A 21,440-nucleotide genomic window follows, 5' to 3' on the forward strand; every position below is an offset into this window, starting at 1 on the left:
CCTCACGACTTGAAATGGCGATCTGTCTGTTAATCTGGCCTGCATGTGTATCATGTTCACTGTGTGCCATGTCACAGAAGGCCAGAGTGATCCCTGACTTTGGTTTCAGTTTGACATGACTTGAGGCGGCAAAATCTGGAAGAGTTCTGACGTAATGAGCACTTCTTTTTTGTCCCGTGTCTGAAGCAGTTCGGGCGCCCACTTCTGGATGATGTTTCGATCGTGAGGCTGTAGTTGAGACGCATCAACCATTCCCAGCCCTTCCGGCCAAGGGAGAGATTCGCCGATCAGCTTCATCTGTTGCAGCTTCTGAAATAACTCGGGATTGACGAAATCGGTGTAGCCATAGCTGGTTCGGTAACGCAGGATTTCCCGCCAGTTGACGAACAGGTGCGTGATTCCTTCCTGAGTCAGCTTCTCGCGAATCTCGGCTTCGCTTTTCCAGGCACCGTCGGGATTGGTGCACCACTCTTCAATGAGGGAGAGGTCGAAGACCGTGTTGTATTTCAACGCGAACCGCGCATCGAAAATCTCCGCTTCCCCCACCATCAACACGCGAATGTCGTTGGGTAATGAACCCTCATCGATCGCCTGATTGATCGCGGCGATTTCCGGACATGTCAACCGGGCGGTGAATTCACTCGCAGCACGCAGTTGAGTTAGCCCGGCGTTGTAGTTCCCCACAGGGCCTGTGTTGATCGAAAAATTAAAGAGAATTGACGCAGCCACCAGACTGTAAAGGGCGTAGCGAAACGACGGCCGCAGGCTCATCTGCAACCGGGCAAGTCCCACGCTGGCAAGGATGGTCAATAGGGGAAGCATCGGCGCCCAGAAACGATCAATTCGATGAGTCAGCAGCCACCATCCGAGATAAAACCACCCGAGATATAACAATGTGATTTTGAAAAGCCGATTGATGCCGGACGAAGCCCCGCTGGTCTTGTCCTGGACAGGCACCAGCCATGCCAAAGGGAGGCCGAGCAGGATCAATCCGCTTTGCCAGTCGCTCCGGACAAGAATCTCATAAACGTCGGTTATGATGGCAATCGGAGAGAAATGCGGCGGCGCGTGCCCTCGTCTCCACTTTTCGTTGAGTTGGGCGTTCCAATCGACTCCTCCAAAAATCGAATAGAGCAGCGGATAGACCGGGTTACCCGTCTGCCAGAGATTCTTAGCCAGCCATGGCCCAGCCAGCAGCAGAACTCCTGCCGAAAAGAAGATCGCCGGTACTAATCGTTGTCGCCATGGTTTCGACATTAGAGAAGACTCTTGGCGAACGATGAGTCCTGAAAGGGAAAACAGACCCACCGGTGCCACCACAAAGAGGAGAGCCGGGTATTTGCAGCCAAAGGCAGCACCCGCAGCAAGACCTGCCAACCACCACCAGCCATTTGTACCATCAATCGGCAGGCTCCAGCGGGGAAGTACCACCGCGTCACTTTCATGACGTGGCTCTGTCGCTCGCATGGCGGCAAAGAAGGTTGCCAATAAGAAGCAGGAAAAGGCCTCTTCGACATAGGCAATTGTCGAGAGGCGATATGTCCATGGCAACGTCAACCAGAGGAAAGCCGCCCAGTTGGCAGCAGGAACTGACCATCTCTGGCAGAGACTCCAGAGTCCCAGCGCTGTCAGTGGCCCAAAGAATGACAAGGTCAGCGTGGCGACATAACTTCCTGTCAGCCAGTCACCCACAAGTGTCATCGCCGCCAGTGACAGCATCTCGGTCAAGAACGGGAAGCTTGTATAGACATTGTGCGGCAGGAACTCGATCCGCCCTGCAAGGAAATACTCCTTGGGGCCACCCAGATGATATTCTTTGACATCGAAATCGGTCGAAGGAGAAATCCCGCCCAGCCAGAGGGAACAGAGGAACAAACCCATTGCCAACCAGGCAGCTAGCGTCCAGCCATCACGTGTCTGCCAGGCCTCTTTGATCGTGTGGCCCGCTCTACTGATCAGGATCGTTTTGCCTGATTTTAGTCCGATAAAAGCCAGAACACAGCCGGGGAGTAGCCAGCCTGTGATAACTCCCGTTGAGAGCCATCCCGCCAGTCCCACCAGCAGCGTGAATGTTGATGTGAATGCCAACCCCAGCGAGATGGCAAAGAATAGCTCGGTGCCAAGTTGTTCGGACGACTCTGAAGGAACTGTGGCTTCTTCAGACAAGGTTGACTCTCGGAGTTTTCGAGCCGAAACCAGCATCGCCAACCACCCCCAGCCGGCTGATCCCACGATCAGAAAAGCGGACAGCAGGGAATAATAGAACCGCTCCAGAAGGTAATACATTCCGTGTGGCAGGCGGGAAGACTGGGGCGGGTCGACCAGATCCAATAGTTGAAACGGCAGCAGTGTCCAGTAGTCAAGTCGTGAGACGCTCCCGTTGTTGGCCAGCCCGCCGAGATAAAACACCATGGTTGCCAGCACCACCCAGACCAGCGTCAGCCAGCCTCGGTTGTTCCACAATCCATGGGACTGGGGATCATTGGAATTCATTGGCGATACCGGCGAGGGAGCCACAGGTTTTATCGAGAGTGGAGAATGCTTCCGAGACATCTGGGCCATCACCGTGAAGAATGAAGCGAGTTAATCGATCTGGTCGCCGGATTGATAATGTCCCACAATCTCACGTCAGCCATACTTCCTGCAAGTCTGGTCAAATGGCCCCTCAAATCTCTCGGTAAAAGACCTCATTCTTGACAATGCGATCAGTTTGCGACTGGTCACCTGTACGAGAGAATGACAAAGCCTCAGGAATGTCTGCATGCCCCGATTGTGTGTTTATTGCGGGTCGAATCCCGGTTTTCATCCCGATTATGCCTCGGCTGCCCGTGACTTATCACGATGCATGGTGCAGCAGGGCTGGAGTCTCGTATATGGTGGCGGTTCGGTCGGAATGATGGGAATTCTGGCTGGTGCGGTACTGGCTGCTGGTGGAGAAGTGACTGGGGTTATCCCGGAGTTTCTCGCCACGCGAGAGATTCTTAAGGCCGATTGCAGCCAGATATTCGTGACCGATTCCATGCACTCCCGTAAGCAGAAAATGGTGGAATTGTCCGACGCATTTGCGGCTCTCCCCGGTGGTTATGGAACATTTGAAGAACTCATGGAAGCGGTCACCTGGACGCAACTGGGTCTGCATGACAAACCCGTGACGTTGCTGAACACACGTGGCTTTTTCAACCCGCTGATCGCACAGATCGAGTTACTCATGACCGAAGGATTTATCAGGGCCGAGCATCGCCAATTGCTTCGTGTGGCCTCTCATCCGGAAGAACTCATGACTCTGCTGACCCTTCCTGTGGAACCTCAGATGAAGAAGTGGATGGTCACTGATGAACTGTAAGACCACCCCTGTCGATATTTGAAATATCGCGTTTGATCAGTGACGTGGGGCTTAATATGGATCGCAGGATTTAACGGTGCTTGGTGTGCCATGCGGCTCAGAGCAAGCATGCCTTATGCATCCCTCAACGCGCCGTGGATTTCTGGAAAGAGTCTCAGGACTGGTGCCAGGCTGTGCGGATGATCCACTCCAGAATGGTCAGAAATGCGACCAGTGGTAATCCGTAATTCCAGGCATGGGCCAGGAATTGGTGAGTCGCTTCCTGTCGGAGAAAGGGATTTCCAGCGAGTTTCAAGCTGCGATAAGGGATCTGCAAAATCAGGATCAGGGCGACCAGCCACCCCCACCGGTGATGCTCAAGCCCCGCTGTCCAATTTCCCTGTAATGTCTGCAATGTGCTTCTTGTCAGTCCACAACCGGGGCAATCGACATTGAACAGCCCGCGCGACAGGCACAAATGCGGCACCAGCCACTCTGCGTTTTTTTCTGAAGCCTGCTGGTTAGCACGATTAGCAGGCCAGATCCCGGCCGGGAGTACCACCAACACACGCCCTGCGTCCGGATGAGGATGGCCGTCCCATGACGCAACTTCACCCACCCGAAGAAATGGCACACTGGCCAGCAGAATCAGACTGCAAAACAGAATGACACTATCGGTCAATAAGGGGGGCTTGACCTTATCCAAAGAGATGGTCTCGAATCGCGTTTCTGACGTTTGGCAAAAGTGATGTCAGCCCGGCATCCACCTCACCGCGAAGGTCTTCGCTTTTTGGTGCAGGCATCTGCAGGACGCTCCAGCGGTAAATTTCACTTTGGTAAATCATGCCATGCGTTCCAGACAAATTCACCGCATTCGGCTTGACTGTCACGTTGCCGTTTTATGAGGAATACCGTGGTGCAAAATGGGAGTAAATCTTGTTTTAACAGAGTGGATCGACTTGCCAACATCAATATCAAGGCATATCCTGATGGTGATTCTCCTCATTATTCGTCCTCTTGACGTGCTTCCCTAGGGAATTCTACTTATGCTTGGCTGCCGGAATTCGTTGCGTTGTCGTTCCGCTTTCACGTTGATTGAACTGCTGGTGGTCATTGCCATTATTGCTATTTTGATCGCCTTGTTGCTTCCCGCTGTTCAACAGGCCCGAGAAGCGGCCCGCCGGACACAATGCCGCAACAACCTGAAGCAGCTTGGTCTTGCGCTTCACAACTACCACGACAATTACAACCAGTTCCCCATCAGTGGCGGCATTTCCACAACCACGCCCGCCAACATCGCGCGAGCGTGGGTGGCGGGTGATCACCGCAAGGGAAGCGTGTTGGTCAAGCTTCTTCCGTTTATTGATCAAGGGCCACTTTATGGAAAGATTGACTTTAATGTCGACCTTCATACTGGTGCCAATCTGGCTCTTGTACAAAGGACAATGATGCCCGCCTATGTGTGCCCTTCGGAATCAACTGGTGGGCGCAAACCTAGCGATGGAACCGCACTGAGCTGTTATTCGCCAAGTGTGGGAGCACAGCGAATGATAAACTGCGATGCATATCCCGGGAATCCGTTCGGCTGGGCAGGCTCAGAGCCTTTCACAAACACCGGTAACGGTGTCTCAGGCTTATTTGCTATGGAAGCCTGGGCTGCCTCAATTCGTGATATCACTGACGGAACCAGCAACACGATTGCTATGGGCGAAATTCGTCCCATGTGCTCTGACCATACGAATCGCGGATGGTGGGATACATCCGCTCTATGGGCGGCGACCACAGGCCCCATTAACTACAAAACTTGTGATGCGCCAGGGGATGGTTTAGGCCCAGGCTGTGATGGCCTGAATGATCGCGCCACTGCTATCGCTTTCAAATCTCAACACACGGGGGGCGCCCACTTTTTGTTGGCTGACGGTGCCGTGCGTTTCATCAGTGAAAACATCGACTACACGAATTATCAACGACTGGGTGATCGCCGTGATGGCCAACCGGTCGGTGAATTCTAATTCACTGGAGTGAAACTCGGGCCTGCCTGTTGACTGGATATGAAGCTGATTTCTCGCTGCTGGATAAGCCTCCCCATGCCATTTCATACCTCCTGTTCTCGCGTATTATTACGAGGAACGTTGGCTGCGACCTTGATCTCCCTTTCCGCTGTCGGCTGCTCCTCAGGAACTGAAGGGCGTCCGAAAACAACTCCTGTGAGCGGGGTTCTGAAGCTGAAGGGTCAGCCTGTCGAAGGGGCATCCGTGAGCTTTATGGCTCCAGGGGCACCACGAGCAGCATCCGGTGTTACCGATGCGCAGGGAAAATTCACTCTGACAACATTCAACCCCAACGATGGTGCCGTTGTGGGCGAGCATGTTGTGATTGTCACCAAAGCCGACCCTGCCTTTCAGCAGAAACCTGGCGAAGCACCCGATGCCTACACGACGCGGATGCTGGGAAAAGATCTTTCAAAATCGCTCCTCCCGCAGAAGTATGCGTCTCCGCTCAAATCCCCTTTGCGACAGACAATCAAAGACGGAAGCAATGAGATTTCCATTGAACTGGAGTAGCCAGTAGGGCAGGCTCCCGCCTGCCTTTCCAGACACAATTCAGGAAGGCAGGCGGGGGCCTGCCCTACCAACTCGTCAAAGATGGGGAAGTCGATTTAACGACTCCAGCTTTGAATCAGCACGAAGATCACATTCCACGCCAGGGCCATTCCCAGACTGATCACGATCATGGCGATTCCCGATCGCCATCTTCCCACCGCACAACGGGATGCGCCAATCAGGATTCCACCCAGCTGGCAAAACAAACAGATTAACCAGTCGCCAGTGGTGAGAACGGGACGAACGGGTTCTGGCGCACGGTCATCCATCAGGCTGTTACCTCAAGAGAAGCTGGCCCGCGGGCAATCAAGCCTGCGATATAGCCACCCTTAAAGCCGGCATCAATGTTGACCACCGTCACGTTGGCCGCACAACTGTTGAGCATCGACAGCAAGGCGGCCAATCCGCCAAAGTTGGCTCCATAACCCACACTGACGGGAACGGAAACCACGGGCACCGCACACCAGCCTGCAACGACTGACGGCAAGGCCGCTTCCATCCCTGCGACAACAACAATCGCTGCCGCTTTCTGAATGCGGGCCACTTCTGCCAGCAATCGTTGCGGGCCAGCGACGCCCACATCCAGCAGTAAATCGACTTCAGCGCCCAGCCAGCGAGCCGTCTCAGCCGCTTCTTCAGCCACCGTTCGGTCACTCGTTCCTGCGGTAATCACACAGACCGTCCGCCCGTGTCGCGGCAACGATCCCAAAGCGGCCGTCCGCGCAACGCTGTTCACCTGACAGGAAGGAAATGCCATCACTAACGCTTCGGCCTGATCGGGAGTCAGCCGCGTGGCGAAAGCTGGTTGACCATGATCCGCCAGAGTTTCAAACGCAGAAATCAGATGATCAGGGCGTTTGCCGGGGCCATAGACCACTTCGGGGACGCCGCATCGCGCGGCACGTCCCAGATCCAATTTGAGTTCGCCACCCGGTTGCACCGCCAGTTGCTCCAGCAATGGAAGCTGGCTGGACAATTGATGGTCAGAAACCTGCCCCGTGCGCCAGTCCAACAGAAGTTGCCAGACGCTTGAAGTATTCAACGATCCTTCGGAGGCGGCTTCTGGACGATCGGTCGACATGAATCACACAGGCTCTTTCGGTACACGACGGCTTTGTTGACCCTCGGTATGCGGTCGGGTGCATCAAGTGAACGTCATGCACCAACACATGATTCAGCTTGGCCGGCGACAAACCGTTTGCAATTTAAACCGTGAAGAACTCCGTCGCATCCTGATAGAAAGCCGGGTCAAGCGTCTTCAGCTTACCCACGGCATCCTGCAGGGCGACATCGACCACGGATGTCCCTTGCAGCGCGACCATCCGGCCAAACTTCTTCGAGAGCACCAGCCGACCGGCACCAATCCCTAATCGCGTTCCCAGAACACGGTCGTAAGCCGTCGGTGTGCCCCCACGTTGAAGATGCCCGAGCACCACATGGCGGGTTTCAATCCCGGTACGCTTTTCAATGATGGAAGAGACCAGTTCGCCGACGCCTCCCAGGCTGACGTGGCCGAAATCATCGACTTTTGCGTTGGAAGTCACATAGCCTTCTTCGGGAGCGATCACAGCCCCTTCGCTGGCCACCACAATGCCCCACATTTTGCCAGCTTCACGACGCTTCTTGAGGACATGGCACATGGCTTCGACATCGACCTTGACCTCGGGAACAAGGATGTAGTCTGCGGAACCAGCCATCCCCGCTTCACAGGCAATCCAGCCCGCATGCCGCCCCATTGTCTCGACAACCACAATTCGCTGATGCGATTCTGCGGTGGTTCGTAATCGGTCGATGGCTTCCATGCAGATGTTGATCGACGTATCAAATCCAAAGGTCACATCGGTGCAGGAGAGATCGTTGTCGATGGTCTTGGGGCAGCCAATCGTGTTAAGTTTGTAATCATTATAAAGCTTGTTGGCCACGCCCAGCGTGTCATCGCCGCCAATCGCGATGAGTGCGTCAAGCCCCAGACGCTCGAAGCTGGCGAGCAGCTTTTTGATGTCGTCTGGATTTTTGTAAGGGTTGGTTCGGGAAGAACCGAGAACCGTCCCCCCTTTCCAGAGAATGTCTTCGGTGTTTTCGAGTGTGAGTGGCGTCGCATTTCCATCAATGGCGCCACGCCATCCGCGAAGGAGGCCCACGACTTCACCGCCCGCGTTGCCAATCACACGCACCGCTCCACGAATCACGGCATTCAAACCTGGGCAGTCACCGCCGCCGGTAAGGATTCCAACTTTCATGGTCTGGCCTGTCTCTTCTGGAGTTGTTCAATGGGTGGGTGTCATGGGGATGAGTTGGGAAACAGACTGTCTCGTTGTTCCCGCAAGTCTCAGTCTCGCTCAGGTCGTGGTGACTGAAGAAAAATCGTCATCGCCAGGGCCTTAACATCAGCAAGAAATCGGTCACCAAGAGAGTCTTTAGCGTCCGATCAATTCCTGCTCAACAAACGTCGTGTACATCTTGCCTTCGACGAAGGCGGAGTGATTAAAGATTCGCTTGAGCAGCGGAATCGTTGTCTTGACCCCTTCGAGCACCAGTTCATCCAGGCAGCGCTTCATGCAGGCAATCGCTTCGGTGCGTGTGGGTTTATGGACAATCAGCTTGCCGATCATGGAATCATAGTAAGGGGGAATCACATAGCCTTCGTGGACGTGTGAATCCCAGCGGACACCATGGCCTCCCGGAATGCGAAGCTTGGTGATCTTTCCCGGTGAACCACGGAAGTCATTGTCTGGATCTTCGGCGTTAATGCGCACTTCAATCGCATGACCGTTGCAGGAAATCTGTTTCTGCTTGATCCCTAATGGTTCATTCGCCGCCACGCGAATCTGCTGTTTGATGAGATCCAATCCCGTCACCTGTTCGGTCACGGGGTGTTCCACCTGAATACGGGCATTCACTTCAATGAAGTAGAAGTTGTTATCTTTGTCGACGATGAACTCGCACGTCCCCGCGTTGGTATAGCCGGCGGTTTTTACCAGTCGCACGGCAGCCTTACAGAGTTCTTCCCGCACATTTTGTGGCAGGTTTGGAGCGGGTGACTCTTCAATCATCTTCTGGTGACGACGCTGTGTCGAACAGTCACGTTCCCACAAGTGGAGCACTTCGCCGTGCTGATCAGCCAGAATCTGAACTTCCACATGGCGGGGATTTTCGATGTATTTTTCGAGATAGACACCAGCGTTATTGAATGCCTTTTCCGCTTCCATCGCGGCTTGCTTCAAGCCAGCTTTCAGCGTGATGTCATTCCGGGCCACGCGCATTCCCTTGCCACCACCGCCGGCTGTCGCTTTGATCAAGACGGGATAGCCAATCTTATTGGCAATGCTGATCGCGACTTCTTCAGATTCGACCAATCCGTCGCTGCCGGGAACCAGATTGACCTTGGCGGCTTTGGCAATTTCCTTCGCGGTGACTTTATCACCCAACTTGGCCATGGCTTCGTGAGGCGGGCCAATGAACTCGATGTTACAGCTGCGGCACACTTTGGCGAAGTGCTCGTTCTCGGAAAGAAAACCATAACCGGGGTGTATGGCCTGGACATTGCCAACTTCTGCTGCGCTGATAATGCGGTTGATCAGCAGATAGCTGTTGGCCGATTGAGCCGGCCCGATGCAGTAAGCCTCATCAGCCAGGCGGATATAGTCAGCATGGCGATCAGCTTCACTGAAAACGGCCACGGTCTGGATACCCATTTCGCGACAGGCGCGGATGATCCGCAGGGCAATTTCACCGCGGTTGGCCACCAATATCCGTTGAAACATGGCAGATCGAATCCACTTGCAGGGGCTGGTTGACACGGGTGTCACCAGGCACAGGTCATTGAGGGAAGATCCTAAGGAGCGAACATCCCACGGAGCGAACAACTGGCCGACTTCCCATCATCGATTTGTGGCCTCACGCATGTCGGCGAACTTGCGTGACATCGGCATCCACGAACGATTTCTCCCCGCGAACTCATGTTCACGGGGCAACGAGGTTCAGCATTTTCAAAGTACCGCCTGAATTGACGAGTGGGAGCAAAGAGGGATGATCCCTCTTCTCCTCCCAACTATGGGCGTACCCGGAAGAGAGGCTGACCGAATTCGACCGGTTCACCATTCTTTACCAGAATGGCGGCAATGGTTCCCGAGACTTCCGCTGGAATCTGATTGAAGACCTTCATGGCTTCAATGATGCAAACGATCGTCTGAGGGCCTACTGTTGACCCCACATTGACGAACGTGGGATCTTCTGGTGTCGGCGAAGTATAGAAGGTTCCGACGGTTGGGCTTTTGATCTCAATCAGCCCAGCCTCTGCGGCAGGAACTGCTGCGGGACTCGTTGCTGCGGGTGCAGAAGCCACCGGGGCTGCGGGCGCCGCTGCAGGAGCGTACACCGGGGCTGGGGCAGCCATTGTGACAACCGAAGACCCGCGGCGCAGACGGATATGCTCCGGCCCGTTCTTCAGGTTCACTTCGCTGAGATCATGCTTTTCCATCAGCTCAAACAGCTGCTGGAGTTTTTGTAAATCGAACGGCTCTCCGCTCGTTGGCGATGCTTCGGACATCCCGAATGTTCCTCGTTGAGAAAACTCAGTGATAACAGGCGTCGTGCCTGAGAATTGAATCGGTAAAAATTACAGTGACCAAGTGCACCTACCTTCGTCAATCGCAGCAAACTTCGCAACTGACAGGCTGTCGAAACACAATCGAACAGCCGCCTCGCGCACTTATCTGATCAGTACACCAGCACAAACCGGCTTTGAATAGAGGGTGAAACAATCGTTTTTAACGTCTTGAACGATGGGAAAGATCAATTCTGCACAAGCCAACCTGCGGCGGGGCACAAATGAGCCAGGCTTCCTTAATTGTTTTAGTGGCAGATAGTTACGTCGCTAAACGTTGACGTCAAGTCTGCTTTCTGCATCAGCAGTAAAAGCCGATCAGCAAGTGGCTGTCAACACATCCTCTGAAAAGCCGTGTTCTTGTGAGCACATTTCTCAGAAGCTTTCCGGCTTTCCCGGAGAGGGGACTACTGGCGCCCTCGTAATCTTCGATTAACGAGATCTCTGGCGAATGAATTAACGTCGGGCCATGAATTCCTCAAACGATTTGGGCAGGTTTGATAAAACTTCACAGCCATCCCTGGTGACCAGGACATCGTCTTCGATCCGAATGCCGCCCAGATCTGGAAAGTAAATGCCCGGTTCCACAGTCACAATGTGCCCCACTTTCAGCTCATCCTGAGAGATCGGGCTGAAGCGGGGATTTTCGTGGACATCCAGGCCCAGGCCATGCCCGAGACCATGTCCGAAGTATTTCCCATAGCCTGCGTTTTCAATGACCTGGCGAGCGGCTGTATCAACAGCCAGACAGCTTTGTCCGGGACGTATCTGTGCAATGGCAGCTAACTGTGCCTCAAGAACCACGCGATAGGCTTTCTCGATCTGGGCCGGAATTTTTCCAGTGGCAACGACTCGCGTCAGGTCACTTTTATATCCCTTGGGAGTTGATGCACCCCAGTCAATCAGCACGAACCCCGCCTCATTCAATAAGCTTTGGCCTGCCCGGGCATGAGGCAGCGCCGCTCGCGGCCCAACAGCCACAATGGGATCAAAGGCCACTTTATACGCACCAAAACGCCGCATGGCGTGTTCCAGTTCGGCAGCGATTTCTGCTTCCGACATTTCAGGAACAAAGAGCGAATTGATGACTTCAAATCCCCGCTGTGCCATTTGAATGGCCTGGCGGGTTTCTTCGATTTCGCTGGCATCTTTAATCGCCCGCAATTGTTCCACCAGATCTGTCACTGGCACGAACGTGATGGTCTTCAAGCGGGATGACCAGTCTTGATGCTGCGCAAACGTCACATGATTCATCTCAAAGCCAATGGAACTCATTCCCTGGGCCATGAGAATTTTGGAGATCAGGTCGGCCATCGGCAGGCGAGCCGTGCGAGTTTCAAATTCGAGGTCTGGACACTCCTGCTGAATCTGGGTGGTAAATCGACTGTCGGTCAGCAACACACACTTTTGAGGCGTGACGACAAGGTAGCTGTCTTCACCGGAAAAGCCTGTCAGATAACTCACGTTTTTGGGGTTCGTGACCATCAGCCCCTGAAGCCCCAACTTTTTGATACTCGTCAGAAGCTTGCTTCTCCGCTGGGCCGGTCGATTCTGTGCAGGTCGATTCTGCTTATCTGTCGCCATACTCGATGTTCCGTCGACTAATGAATGGGGAAGAAATTGAGGTTGTATAGATCAGCATGATTCAAAAACGTAGCCAGCATTTGAGCAAGAGTGCTCAATGGGCCATCTGCTGGCGGAACGCCCACTTTGCCATGTCAGATCGCTAAAGTTTTTCGCTGGAATGTCAGCCTGCTGACTGCCCATTGCTGAACTTCTCAACTCGGAATGAAGCTCTGTAAGCTTGTCACTTTCAGTTTGGCATCGTCGCGTTCGGTGTTTCAGGTAGATGAGTTGAACTCACTTGCTTGGCTCCCAGCCATGGCCCCAGCCGACCGAAGCGACCGCTGTTGAGCATCACCAGATAAGCAGGAACCAGAATGGTGCGCACCACGAAGGTGTCCAGAAGCACGCCGCACGCCAGGGCAAAGCCCAGTTGAGTCATCCCTTTGAGCGAACCCGCCATCAACGAAGCGAACGTTCCCGCCATGATGATCCCGCAACTGGAGATAATCCGGCCAGTTCGAGACAGCGCCTGAATAACCCCCTGCACTGGGCCGAATTCACGTTGTTCTTCTTCAATGCGTGTCATCAGGAAGATGTTGTAGTCCTCACCAACGGCTATCAAAATCGTGAAGAGGAACATGGGCACCTTCCAATCCAGGCCCGAAAAGTTCGGCTCAATCACCCAGAAGAAGGCATAAGTAAAGCCAAGTGTCGCCAGGTAGCTGAACAGCACAGTCAGCACAAGATAAAGGCAAATCGCGGGTTGTCTCAGCAAGACCACCAAAATGAGAAACACACCAGAAATGACCAGCAGATCAATACGAATCTGGTCACTGTCGGTAATGGTCTTCAAATCGCGGATGCTGGCTGTTGAACCGGAAATGTAAATTCTGGTGCCTTCTCGCAGTTCGGCAGGAAGGTTGTCGAGAATCAATTGCTCCACACGGCCCAGCTGATCAATGCTGTCGCGGGCGAAGGGGTCGTTCGTCGTGGTAATATCGAGCCGGGTGAGATGTCCTGCAAAGCCAGGCTCCTGGCTGACATAAAATTTGACAGCTCGATCCGTCGTAATCTTGCGACGAGCCACCGACGTGATCGTATCCAGGTTTTCCTCACCACCAAACGGATGCGAAAGGCTACGGATATCGGCCAACTGGGCCACTTCCAGATGCTTTCGCAGTTCGATGGTCAGCGCCTTGATCAGGTCGATCCCTCCCGGCTTTTCTGAAGATCGCTGGGTAAAATCAATGTTGTCATTTCTCAGCAGAATCGTGACAGGCCCGGTGGCACCTGCGGGAAAATGATCCTGAACCGCTTTGGTTCCAAGAACACTGGGAGATTGAGCCGGAAGATCTGACAATAAGCCATAACTCAGATGAGAGAAAAAGATCACGCCAATGACAGCAAACGGCGTCATCGCTGCCACACTGACCAACAGAATGGTGAGAGGGCGATCAAGAATCAGCTGGCCCAATCTTGTCCAGATGCGGTTAACGCCAATCGCTTCGGTTATGGCCTTGAAGGGGCTGGCAGCCGGTAGCCAACCCGCACTGGAAGAGGGACGTTCGCGTTTCATTTGAGGCCAGAACGCCCACTCGCCCGCCGCTCGCAACAAGGCCGGTGTCAGTGTCAACGACGCAATCAGAACAATCACCAGCCCCGTGGAGATCGCGATCCCCGCCTGGTGAAATTTGACGAACTGAGCGAAAATCATCATGGCGATGCCGCAGATGACGGTTCCCGCACTGGCGGTAATCGCAGCACCCACCTTGCCCAGTGAATTGGAAATGGCGTCTTCGTAGTTGACACCCGCATCCAGTTCTTCCTTGTAACGGGCAATCAGGAACAGGCAATAATCGACGCCCGCTCCATACACCAGCACCGTGACATAGGGCTTCACTTCCTGGAACAGAACAACAAACCGATAGTCAGCCAGCAGACGCAGTACGCACAACGAAAGCTCCACCGAGACAAACACCGTCACCAGTGGAATAATGGCCAGCAATGGGGCGCGATAAATCGCAATCAACAGAAAAACCACCAGCACCACGGTGAGCAGTTCAGTGGCTTTGGCACTGGAGTCCGCGGCTTCCAGCATGTCGCGTCCGACAACAGCATTGCCGCTGAGCGAGATATCCAGTCCTGGGGGAACAATCTTCAAAAAGTCCCGGCTGGTCAGCAACGCTTCAACTTCACCGACCACCTTCTTATTCGAGGCATCCATGAAATCTTTAGTGAGGTCAACCATCACCAAAGTGGCCTGTTGATCGGTACTTCGCAGCAGCCGCCCGATTTTTGGATCACGATAAGTACGGATGGCTGTGATCTGCGAATTCCCCAGACCCAACGGAGCACGCCTCAGGTCGGCCATCACATGTGATGATTTTTCGGGACTGGCTACGGGTTCCTGAGTCTCTGTCGTTGCTCCACTTTCCGCAGGTTCATCATCCGGGTTGCCAACCAGCCCCCCGTGACGATCAGCGATCTTCAGAAGCAGTTCCCGAAGTTCGTTCTCTTGTTCCGGGTCATCAATATCGACCCCATCATCGACAAATTGCAGGTCGCGCTCGGTCAGTTCGCGATTCTCACCGACCCGGCGGATCACCAGCACGATCTGGCTGCGCTGAGTATCTTTTGGAAACGCTTTGGCGAAGAGATCTTCCGCGACTCGACTCGGGAAATAATTTGGCAGGAACGCAAATTCGCCCGTGGTGATCACTTCATCAAGGGGCGGGGCCACAGCGGCCATGGTTGCCACAAGCGCGAACCAACCCACGATGACAAAGAGCCATCTGCGGGCGATCCAGATTCCGAGACTTTGAAACATATCGCCGGTCTCGTTGACTACGCGGTAGTGGACTCAAAAAGTAATAAGCCAACAGACATCCGGACAATTCCCGGCAATGCCAATCACTTATGGCTCATGAAGTTAGCCCCCGTCTTGAAGAGGGTCAAACCAACAGGGCTGAATGAGCTTCTGACTGCAGAGAATGTTGAACAGGGCAGTTTACCCTGCACTCACAGGGTTCCCAGCTTCACTCGCTCCCTCGTTTGGTGGCAGCTTCAAGTTCAATGCTCCCCCTGGTGAAGGGACTTGAGCAGATGTCCCTGGCTTAATCTGAGGGCCAGTCTGATGCTGAGACAGAATCAGCTGCAGCTTCTCGGCCCCCATGATTTCGTGCTCCAGAAGATCACGTGTCAGGTGATCCATGGCAGCCCGGCGAGAGACCAGAATTTCATGTGCTGTCTCGTAAGCAGCATCAATGATCCGCCGGACTTCTAAATCAATTTCGCGGATCGTTTCTTCGCTGTGAGAACTCTCCGAGGCTGTAGCTGAGTTCGACAGAAAAGCTGACCGCGATGTGTCGCTGTAATGCACCCGTCCCAGTTTCGGACTCATGCCAAACTCAGTGACCATCCGGCGGGCGAGATCAGTCGCCCGCTGAAGATCATTCGAGCCTCCCGTTGAATTCTCATTGTAAACGATGTCCTCCGCCGCGATTCCTCCCAGCAGTACGCAGATGCGATTCTGAAGTTCCGTTCGCGTGATCAACTGGCGATCTTCTTCGGGGCGTTGCAGGGTGTAGCCCAACGCGCCAAGCCCACGGGGGATGATCGAAACTTTGTGTACCGGGTCAACATGCGGCAACGAACAGGCCACCAGGGCATGCCCAATTTCATGCCACGCCACCCGTTGTTTTTCTTCTTCGGGCATGATGCGTGTGGATTTTTCCAGGCCGGCAACAATTCGCTCAATCGCTTCTTCAAACTCGACATGCGTGACCAGCGACTTATTGGCACGAGCTGCCAAAAGAGCTGCTTCGTTGACCAGATTGGCCAGATCGGCTCCGACAAATCCGGGTGTGAGGCGAGCCAGATATTTTAGATTGACGTTGTCTTCCATCTTAACTTTGCTGGAATGCACTTTCAGAATGGCTTCACGGCCCTTCACATCAGGTCGGTCAACCAGCACATGGCGGTCAAAACGACCTGGTCGCATGAGCGCAGGATCGAGTGTTTCCGGCCGATTGGTAGCGGCCATGACAATCACGCTTTGATCGGAGGAAAAGCCATCCATCTCCACCAGTAGCGCGTTTAATGTCTGCTCTCGTTCGTCATGTCCACCTGGCATCCCGCTGCCACGAACTTTCCCGAGCGCGTCCAGTTCATCGATAAAAATAATCGCAGGTGATCGCTCACCGGCTTGCTGGAACATATCCCGGACACGAGCCGCCCCCACGCCCACGAACATTTCAACAAAGTCGGAACCTGAAAGGCCGAAAAATGGCACACCCGCCTCACCGGCGACAGCCTTGGCCAGTAATGTTTTTCCCGTTCCCGGAGGCCCAACCAACAGGACGCCTCGTGGAATCCGGCCTCCTAATGCCTGATACTTCTCGGGAGTTCTCAGAAATTCGACAACTTCTCTCAGCTCTTCAACGGCCTCATCAATCCCCGCCACATCCTGGAATGTGATCCCCAGCTCTTCCTGAGCATAGAGCTTTCCACGACTGCGGCCAAAAGACATCGCAGCTCCCGGCCCGGCCATCTTGCGGAAGAGATAAAGAAAAATCGCCAGCAGAATGAGCGGAACACCCAGGTAATAAAGCATCAACTGCCATTCAGGCGGCTCCGAGCCAAACCCATACTGAATACCGTTCTTGTCGAGCAGTTCCAGCACACTGGTCTGGGCACCGTCACGCATTCCCACGACAGGGACAATGAAATACTGGGTCGCAATCTTCTTGCCTGACGTGGCTTCTTTCCCCTGAGGGCCAGCGCGATCCTGAAAGCGGATGGAAGCCGGCCCAATTTCTACTTCAAAGACATTGCTGCCATTCAACGCCCCTTGCTTGAGACGTTGTTTGAAGTCGCTGAATTCCATCGTTGTCCGTTTGCCGGTTCCGCCCAGTGCGAACAATCCGATCGACACCACAATCGCGATCACCAGATACCAAACGAGATTTCCAGACGTGTTCTTTTCTGATTTTCGTTTGGGAGGCACGGGCTTTTTAAGCTCCGGCTTTGCCCCCTCTGGCTTATTCAATGATGGCGATTCCTTGGAATTCGATGTCTCGGCGTCCGTCATGTCAACTTTCCAGGCAGTCGGCAGGCGACTGGATAATCATAATCGCAAATTTCATCAGACAGGGCCGAAGCAAGGGGGAAACCCGACCAATTTCACCTCTGTCCATGATTGAGTCGCTACACAGGGATCACTCTTCAAATCTAGGGCGATTCGTTGATAAGGTCAAACTGCTCCCCCCCAGATTGGTGTCTGTTGAGGCGTTCATATCGAACTTTGGGGTCATGGATTTCAAACGCCTTCGCTCATCAAAAATCAGGAATACTGCTTAAAACCCCAGAAATCCGAGCAACGGCCCTAACCAAAGGGCCGGCGGTGCGACTCCCGCTGCCGGGTCTGGCTGCGCGTCAGGCAAGGCCTCGATCACCTGCTGAACGGCAGTTGCCAGCCAGATCACCAGCATGACGGTTTCCAGAAACGCGCCACTCAACATGGCTAATAATCCGAACTTGGCTTCGTCTTTATTTTTGACAAAGACCAGGATTCCGCCAATTAAGGGAAGGAAAATGGTCAATAGGCCCATCCCCACGCCCATTTCAAAGGCTGGTTTCAGCAGGGCCATCCACCCGATAAAGCTGGCCAATCCAAAACCAAAGGCACTAAAGAGAAGGATGGACGGCAATGTCGACCCATCACTGCTGAACGTTCCGGTCACCAACCCGGCCACGCCGCCCAGAATCCCGCAGACCAGTACGACGGCAGCCGCATCCACGACACCTTTCGGCTTTTCCACCACGTCGTCTTCGTCAACTTTTTCCTTGGCAACGTATTTGTATTCTTTCACTCGGCCGATCAGTCCCAGCCGGTTCTTGTGGTAATACGCAAACTGGCCGTTGGTCCGCATGTTGAAAACGGCAGTCCAACTCGCGCTCAAACAGGCCACAACCCAAAGGATTCCCGGCAGGATCAACGAGAAGTAATTCGGCTGCTTTAGTTCCTCTTTCGACTTCTCTTCAAACGGGCTTTTTGCAGCAAGAGCCTTCCCCTTTTCAGCCTTTGGAGGATTGTTAGCCATTTGCCACTTGGCGTAAGTCACCTGACCGTTGTTATCCATGGTTTTTGTCAGCTCAACGAGAGGTTCAGCAGAGAAAACCACAATCACGACGACGCAGATCAGGGGGAGCAGATTTGTTGATAAAAACATCCCTGTCCATGTCCATGACGCTCTCAACGTCTGGAAATAAACAGGCAATAACTTCCAGAACATCCATCCGGGGTAAGGGACGGGCATCGACATATGCGACATGACGGCGGGTAGCAGCGAAATGATCGGGAGTTGCCAGACAAGAAAGTAGAGTATCTTGCCGTACAGAGGGATCCCTTCATTGGGGACAATCAGAAACCATCCCAGAAGATAAGGGATCGTCAATAAAGGGAGTGCAAAAACAAGCTGCCAGGCCATGGCTTGAAGGCCCAGCGAGCTGCACAGAAAGAAGTCGAAGTTAATACGCGGAAGTTTGTCCTTCCGCTCCATCGTCACCTTGATGATTTCAGTATCCAGAAACCAGAACCATCCGGGGATCGACATTACTGAAACCACAGCAATCAAAGCCCAGAAATACTTTGGTGGCGGTGATGACACCCACAGCATCATGAAAGTGCTGCCAAACACGATCAGCGAAGAAATCAGCAGGTACATCATCGAACGGAAGGCAAACAGCTTGTATTTCAGTGCAAACTGCCAGCTTTCGGCCCACAGACCCGGATAGAATTTGTCAGGATCCGGCCCTTTCATCTGCTTTTTGCGTGCGGTTTCCCCGATGCCGCCCGTCACCAGATTAATGCCACATTGAGGGCACTCAATGGCATCGGCATCAACTTCAGTACCGCATTTGCGGCAAATGCTCGCCCCGGAATCTTCCAGGTCGCTCAAATCCAGATTAGCCAACCCGTCTTCGCTCTCGGGAGCTTTCACTTTTTTAGCACTCTTCCCTGCCACCGCGTTACCTGCGGGAACAGGGATTTTTGTCTCGCAATCAGGGCACCGAATCGCTTTTCCACGAGCGGCATCTGGTGCGGTGATTGTCGTTCCACAAGCCTTGCAGCGGACTTTGACAGGCATAAGCGAGACACCTTGGCGATCATCAGAGACGACATCTTGCATCTGAGCCGTCACCCAGGCAGTAGGCAGAGGTGAATGAGGAGCATCTCACGGTCAGTGCGTCATGCGGACGAAAATAACAAGTTGATGAACTCTTTTCACCATTCTCTCACAGATCACTCGATCCCCGTTCTCTTCTGATCCATAGGGAACGGCACCCCGGAGCCGAAAAGTTGGCCATGGCCGTGATGATTAAAGGGGTGGTGATTGAGGAGAAGCTGGCAACAAAGGAGGGGTGGCTTTCTCTAAAGTTCGGGGAATCACCATTTCCTTTGATGTCTCTTTGGTCTCGATCGATTGCGCCCATTCAGGAAGCTCGCCAATCTTGATTCCAAACTGAGGAATCAGCAGCAACCATGTTGCCGCAGTGCAAAGGAAAATTCCCGAGACATTCAGCCAGAACCCATACCGGATCATCTGGCCAATGGGAATTCGGCCTGTACCAAAGGCAATGGCATTGGGAGGGGTTCCCGCAGGCAGCATGAAGCCGCAGCTTGTGGCAATCGTGGCAGGGATCATCACCACACGAGGATCAATCCCCAGCGCGACTGAAGCTCCGGCAAAGACGGGCAGAACGGCGTTGACCGTCGCGACGTTACTGGTGAATTCTGTCAGGAAGATCATTAACGCGCAAATTCCCAGAACCGTGATCACGAGCGGCTGACCAATAAAGATGCGGGCAAACAGATCACCACTCCAGATGGATAAGCCCGTCACTCGAAACCCTTCAGCAATGGCAAACCCACCGCCAAACAGCAGGAGAATGCCCCAGGGCAGACGGTTGGCTGTCGGCCAGTCCATTAATCGCTGGCCCGCCCCATGTCCCGTTTTTTCGCCTGAGGGCGTAATGAACAGCACGATGGTAAAAAACAGCCCGACCGTCGAATCATTGATCCAATCTTTATGCGAACCCGCCGACATCCAGCCCAAGGCTTTTTCCGCCAGACGGCCCCAGCCGGGAATGACCAGTTCTTGGGAAAGAGGCAGATCTGTTCGAGTAAACCAGAGGAAGGCCGTCAACGAAAAGATGATCAGCACGCGCCACTCGGAAGGCCGCATTGGCCCCAACTCCTGAAGCTTCTCCCGGAAAAACGCCCGCTTGAGTTGCGAAAGAGTCGAGGGGACAGCCAGCTTTCTCGTCAGAATGAACCATGCCAGCACAAGATAAACCAGGCCAAACGGCAACCATGTCGCCATCCACTGCCCGGCTGAAATCGGCGGGGCGTCGGGGAACTGCTTCTGCCAGATACTCACAAACGCAATATTGGTCGGTGTGCCGACCAGCGTGGCGACACCTCCGATACTGGCGGCATAGGCAATCCCCAGATATGTCCGACACGCCAACTGTTCAAACGAATTCGCGGAATTCCCTTCGCAAGTTGGAACCTCACCGGGAGCAACCAGATTTTCCAGCGAATTGATCAACGCCATCGCAATGGGGAGCATCATCAGCGTCGTTGCGGTGTTGCTGATCCACATGGAAATCAGAAATGTGGCCAGCATGAATCCCCAGACAATCCCGTGAGAACTGGTTCCAGTGGCTTTGACAACATGCAGAGCTACCCGCCGGTGAAGCCCCCACCGCTCGATTGCCAGTGCAATAATAAAGCCGCCGAAGTAGAGCATCGAGCTGTCATTGAGATAGGTCGCGCAGACATTCTTCGACGAATCGATAGCGAGCAATGGAAACAGCACCATGGGCAGCAAACTTGTCACCGCCATGGGCACTGATTGAGTCCCCCACCATACGGCCATCAGCGCCACAACAGCAGCCAAACGCTGGGCCGCATGAGGCAATCCTTCCGGGCCGGGAACGATTAATATGATCAAAGCAAGAAGTGGCCCGAGCCAGAGTCCCAACCGACCGGCCCAACCTCCGTCAATGTCATCGCCTTCCGCCATGCCGCCCCGCCTGCTGGATGTCCATCGAATGTGAGGCGACAGAGTCGCAATTCGGCAGGGTCAAGGCAAGCACGTTTTTCCTCGTTTTTGAAGTGGTCTGAAAGACCTGCTCCGCTTTTTTGTATCAACATCGCACAGGCTGGCCATGAGGCTGGCTGGCACCAACTGTTAAGTTCATGAATTTTCATCGTCTGGCGGCTTCACAAAGAACGTGTTATTCCTGATGGTGGTCGACAGGGATGTCAGCAATCACT

General features: G+C 53.9%; 17 protein-coding genes. 4 read left to right on the plus strand and 13 right to left on the minus strand.

Annotated elements, in window-relative coordinates:
* Positions 1 to 105 precede the first annotated feature (105 nt).
* Complete coding sequence (locus tag SH287x_RS12590) at positions 106 to 2,553, minus strand: hypothetical protein (protein WP_479514665.1); 2,448 nt, start codon at positions 2,551 to 2,553, stop codon at positions 106 to 108.
* A gap of 208 nt (positions 2,554 to 2,761) precedes the next feature.
* Here SH287x_RS12590 and SH287x_RS12595 point away from each other — a divergent pair, with 208 nt between their 5' ends.
* Positions 2,762 to 3,343 carry an LOG family protein gene (locus tag SH287x_RS12595; RefSeq protein WP_479514666.1) on the plus strand — a complete coding sequence of 194 codons (582 nt, stop codon included), beginning with the start codon at positions 2,762 to 2,764 and terminating at the stop codon, positions 3,341 to 3,343.
* 154 nt (positions 3,344 to 3,497) lie between these two features.
* Here SH287x_RS12595 and SH287x_RS12600 read toward each other — a convergent pair whose 3' ends face one another.
* The gene (locus SH287x_RS12600) at positions 3,498 to 4,028 is read right to left on the minus strand and encodes a DUF2752 domain-containing protein (protein ID WP_479514667.1); all 531 of its coding nucleotides are present in this window, start codon (positions 4,026 to 4,028) and stop codon (positions 3,498 to 3,500) included.
* Positions 4,021 to 4,167 carry a hypothetical protein gene (locus SH287x_RS12605; protein ID WP_479514668.1) on the minus strand — a complete coding sequence of 49 codons (147 nt, stop codon included), beginning with the start codon at positions 4,165 to 4,167 and terminating at the stop codon, positions 4,021 to 4,023. Before SH287x_RS12605 ends, SH287x_RS12600 begins: the two co-directional genes overlap by 8 nt.
* 201 nt (positions 4,168 to 4,368) lie before the next feature.
* Here SH287x_RS12605 and SH287x_RS12610 point away from each other — a divergent pair, with 201 nt between their 5' ends.
* Together SH287x_RS12610 and SH287x_RS12615 are read left to right on the plus strand one after the other, a co-directional pair.
* Positions 4,369 to 5,334, plus strand: a complete 966-nt coding sequence (locus tag SH287x_RS12610; RefSeq protein WP_479514669.1) for a DUF1559 domain-containing protein — start codon at positions 4,369 to 4,371, stop codon at positions 5,332 to 5,334.
* A 75-nt stretch (positions 5,335 to 5,409) separates the two neighbouring features.
* Positions 5,410 to 5,886 carry a hypothetical protein gene (locus tag SH287x_RS12615; protein WP_479514670.1) on the plus strand — a complete coding sequence of 159 codons (477 nt, stop codon included), beginning with the start codon at positions 5,410 to 5,412 and terminating at the stop codon, positions 5,884 to 5,886.
* A gap of 95 nt (positions 5,887 to 5,981) precedes the next feature.
* Here the strand turns inward: SH287x_RS12615 and SH287x_RS12620 are convergent, their stop codons facing one another.
* The 3 genes from SH287x_RS12620 to SH287x_RS12630 form a co-directional block, all read right to left on the minus strand.
* A complete protein-coding gene (locus SH287x_RS12620) occupies positions 5,982 to 6,194 on the minus strand; it encodes a hypothetical protein (protein WP_479514671.1) in 213 nt (70 codons plus the stop codon).
* Positions 6,194 to 7,006, minus strand: coding sequence for a nickel pincer cofactor biosynthesis protein LarB (gene larB, locus SH287x_RS12625; RefSeq protein ID WP_479514672.1), 813 nt, complete (start codon positions 7,004 to 7,006; stop codon positions 6,194 to 6,196). Before larB ends, SH287x_RS12620 begins: the two co-directional genes overlap by 1 nt.
* 124 nt (positions 7,007 to 7,130) lie before the next feature.
* On the minus strand, positions 7,131 to 8,165 hold the full coding sequence (locus tag SH287x_RS12630) for a 6-phosphofructokinase (RefSeq protein WP_479514673.1): 1,035 nt from the start codon (positions 8,163 to 8,165) through the stop codon (positions 7,131 to 7,133).
* Between SH287x_RS12630 and SH287x_RS12635 the strand changes: the two genes are divergently transcribed.
* Complete coding sequence (locus SH287x_RS12635; protein ID WP_479514674.1) at positions 8,164 to 8,310, plus strand: hypothetical protein; 147 nt, start codon at positions 8,164 to 8,166, stop codon at positions 8,308 to 8,310. The two genes, SH287x_RS12630 and SH287x_RS12635, sit on opposite strands and share 2 nt — an antisense overlap.
* A gap of 32 nt (positions 8,311 to 8,342) precedes the next feature.
* On the opposite strand, the gene accC is transcribed toward SH287x_RS12635, so the two are convergent.
* The 7 genes from accC to SH287x_RS12670 all read right to left on the minus strand — a co-directional run bounded on the left by accC (position 8,343) and on the right by SH287x_RS12670 (position 21,186).
* Entirely contained in the window at positions 8,343 to 9,689 is a 1,347-nt protein-coding gene (accC, locus tag SH287x_RS12640) for an acetyl-CoA carboxylase biotin carboxylase subunit (protein ID WP_479514675.1), read from the minus strand.
* A gap of 287 nt (positions 9,690 to 9,976) precedes the next feature.
* The gene (gene accB, locus SH287x_RS12645; RefSeq protein ID WP_479514676.1) at positions 9,977 to 10,474 is read right to left on the minus strand and encodes an acetyl-CoA carboxylase biotin carboxyl carrier protein; all 498 of its coding nucleotides are present in this window, start codon (positions 10,472 to 10,474) and stop codon (positions 9,977 to 9,979) included.
* A 513-nt stretch (positions 10,475 to 10,987) separates the two neighbouring features.
* Positions 10,988 to 12,115: a M24 family metallopeptidase gene (locus SH287x_RS12650; protein ID WP_479514677.1), complete on the minus strand. Its 1,128-nt coding sequence runs from the start codon at positions 12,113 to 12,115 to the stop codon at positions 10,988 to 10,990.
* A 229-nt stretch (positions 12,116 to 12,344) separates the two neighbouring features.
* The gene (locus SH287x_RS12655; protein WP_479514678.1) at positions 12,345 to 14,924 is read right to left on the minus strand and encodes an MMPL family transporter; all 2,580 of its coding nucleotides are present in this window, start codon (positions 14,922 to 14,924) and stop codon (positions 12,345 to 12,347) included.
* Positions 14,925 to 15,104: 180 nt separating this feature from the next.
* On the minus strand, positions 15,105 to 17,186 hold the full coding sequence (ftsH, locus tag SH287x_RS12660; protein WP_479514679.1) for an ATP-dependent zinc metalloprotease FtsH: 2,082 nt from the start codon (positions 17,184 to 17,186) through the stop codon (positions 15,105 to 15,107).
* A gap of 265 nt (positions 17,187 to 17,451) precedes the next feature.
* Positions 17,452 to 19,245 carry a zinc ribbon domain-containing protein gene (locus tag SH287x_RS12665; RefSeq protein ID WP_479514680.1) on the minus strand — a complete coding sequence of 598 codons (1,794 nt, stop codon included), beginning with the start codon at positions 19,243 to 19,245 and terminating at the stop codon, positions 17,452 to 17,454.
* Positions 19,246 to 19,476: 231 nt separating this feature from the next.
* Positions 19,477 to 21,186 carry an SLC13 family permease gene (locus tag SH287x_RS12670; protein ID WP_479514681.1) on the minus strand — a complete coding sequence of 570 codons (1,710 nt, stop codon included), beginning with the start codon at positions 21,184 to 21,186 and terminating at the stop codon, positions 19,477 to 19,479.
* Positions 21,187 to 21,440: the final 254 nt, after the last annotated feature.

Source organism: Planctopirus sp. SH287, from assembly GCF_056500625.1.